The 2,384-nt window shown below is 67.1% G+C and carries 3 protein-coding genes; 2 read left to right on the top strand and 1 reads right to left on the bottom strand.

From position 1 onward, the window contains the following. Positions 1-596 (top strand): LysR substrate-binding domain-containing protein (locus tag ACRDUX_RS33980; RefSeq protein ID WP_526420787.1); only part of this gene is annotated, 596 nt, incomplete at its 5' end. A gap of 101 nt (positions 597-697) precedes the next feature. Further along, entirely contained in the window at positions 698-1,921 is a 1,224-nt protein-coding gene (locus ACRDUX_RS33985; protein ID WP_526420789.1) for an MFS transporter, read from the top strand. A 16-nt stretch (positions 1,922-1,937) separates the two neighbouring features. Here the strand turns inward: ACRDUX_RS33985 and ACRDUX_RS33990 are convergent. Then, on the bottom strand, positions 1,938-2,384 hold a 447-nt coding region (locus tag ACRDUX_RS33990; protein WP_526420791.1), incomplete at its 5' end, for a PTS sugar transporter subunit IIB.

Below are 2,384 nucleotides of genomic sequence, written 5' to 3' on the forward strand. Positions count from 1 at the left end.
GAGTAAGGCTGGCGTTCCTGCACTCGTTGGCGAGTTGGTATGTACCGGAACAACTTCGACGCTTCCGCCAAGACGTGCCAGGAATCGGCTTCGAGCTGTTTCAAGGTCCGGCGCACGAGATCACGCACCGGGTGCGCAACGGCCAAGCCGACCTGGCGATCACCGCTCCGCGCCCTCAGGGGCCCGGCTTCGCCTGGCATCAGCTGTATGTCGAACGCTTGTGCCTGGCCGTTCCCCGGGGGCACCGACTGGCCGACCGAAGCCGGGTACGGCTCTCCGCCGCGGCGGGGGAGCCGTTCGTCGCGCTCGGAAGGCAGTCCGGGCTGCGCCAGCTCACCGACGACCTGTGCGCGGAGGAGGGTCTCGACCCCGACATCGTGTTCGAGGCCACTGAAATCCCCACGATGGAGGGGTTGGTGGCGGCTGGATTCGGTGTCGCAGTCGTGCCCGTCCCTCGCGAGGGCGCCGAATCCAGCGCCGTCCACGTTCCGCTCTCCAACCTGGGCGCCAAGCGTGAAGTGGGGCTGGTGTGGGACCGAGATCACCCCCTGTCCCCACCGGCAGATCGCTTTGCGGACTTTCTCAGGCAGTCATAGCGTCCAACGCCGCCGGCGAACCTGCACTGATGCCAAAGGCGCATGAACTCGATTGATGTCATGCATTGGACACATCACGATGCGGCTCATAGCTTCATTCGGTGTCGATCGAACAAGAGGCCTCACGGGACTGGGTCGGCCACACCCGTGGATCGGCGGCCTACGGACGGCTGCTCGCCGCGCTGTTCTGCGCCGGGGTGGCCACCTTCGCCCAGCTGTACTCACCGCAGGCGGTACTACCGCTGATAGCGGCAGACCTGGACATCGGTGCCGCCGCAGCGGCCCTGACGATCTCGGCCTCGACCGTCGGCCTCGCCATTGGCGTGATCCCGTGGTCGACGCTGGCCGACCGCATCGGCAGGGTGAACGCGATGACCATCTCGGTCGGCGTCGCGACCACGATCGGCCTTCTGGTTCCGTTTGCGCCCACCTTTGAATTGCTGCTGACGGGCCGGTTTCTCGAGGGTCTTTTCGTCGGCGGAGTGCCCGCGATCGCCGTCGCCTACCTGACGGAGGAGATCGACCCCTCGCACGCCGCCCGCGCTGCGGGCACCTTCGTCGCAGGAACCACCATCGGCGGTCTCCTGGGCCGGTTGGTCGCGAGTCCCGTCGCCGAGGTGGCCGGATGGCGAATCGGAGTGTTCACCGTCGCGCTGGTGTGTGGAATCGCGGCGCTGGTCTTCGTCAAGCTCGCCCCGGCACCGCGAGGCTTCAACCCATCGAAGGAGTCCGGCGCCAACCCCGAGGGCAGCCTGGCCCACCGCTTGGTCGTCAACCTGCGATCGCCCCGTCAGCTCATCCTGTTCGCCCAAGGCTTTCTCCTCATGGGCGGATTCGTGGCGCTGTACAACTTCCTGGGCTTCCGGCTGACCGCCGCGCCGTTCTTCCTCCCGCCGTTCGCCGTCAGCCTGGTGTTCCTCGCCTATCTGGCGGGAACCTGGGCGTCGTCGCGGGCCGGCGCGGAATCCACCCGCTTCGGCCGCAAGAGGGTGCTGCTGGTGTCCATCGCGATCATGGTCACGGGCGTCGCCGTCACGCTGAGCGACAACGTGATCGCCATACTCGTCGGTCTGGTGATCGCCACCGCGGGGTTCTTCGGCGCCCACTCCATCGCGTCAGGTTGGACGGGTCAGGCGGCGCCCGCTGGCAGAGCGCAAGCGTCGTCGCTGTACAACCTGTTCTACTACGGCGGGTCGAGCGTCATCGGTTGGTTCGGGGGCGTGGCATTCGACGGTTACGGCTGGGTCGCCGTCGCGACGACGATCCTGGTACTGGCCCTCATCGCGGCGACCGTAGCGGCGTTGTTCCTGCCCAGCGACTCGTAACTCGGCGACTGTAGTCCTAGAGGATGTCGACGATGTCGTTCTTCAGGGCCTCGGCCTGCGTGCCGAAGACCGCTTGAACGTTGTTGCCGACCTCGATGACACCGGCGGCCCCGAGGCCCTTCAGTAGCGCCCGGTCCACCTTCCCGGTGTCGGCGACCTCCATGCGCAGGCGTGTGATGCAGGCGTCGACGTTCACCAGGTTCTCGCGGCCGCCGAACGCGGCGATCAGTTGCTCGGCCCTGCTGTCGGTCGCGACCGCGGTGGGTGCCGCGGAAGTCCCGGACGCCGTGCCGGACCCTCCTGCGCTCACCGCGGTGGGAGCGTCGGCGCCCTGGCCGAGGTTCGCTTGCTCCTCCGCCTCGAATTCGCTCTCCGGCTCCCGACCTGGAGTCCGCATGTTCCACTTCGTGATCGCGAACCGGAACAGCAGGTAGTAGACGACGAAGAACACCACGCCCATACC

The sequence above is a fragment of the Mycobacterium sp. genome, from assembly GCF_050701675.1.
Classification (GTDB): domain Bacteria; phylum Actinomycetota; class Actinomycetes; order Mycobacteriales; family Mycobacteriaceae; genus Mycobacterium.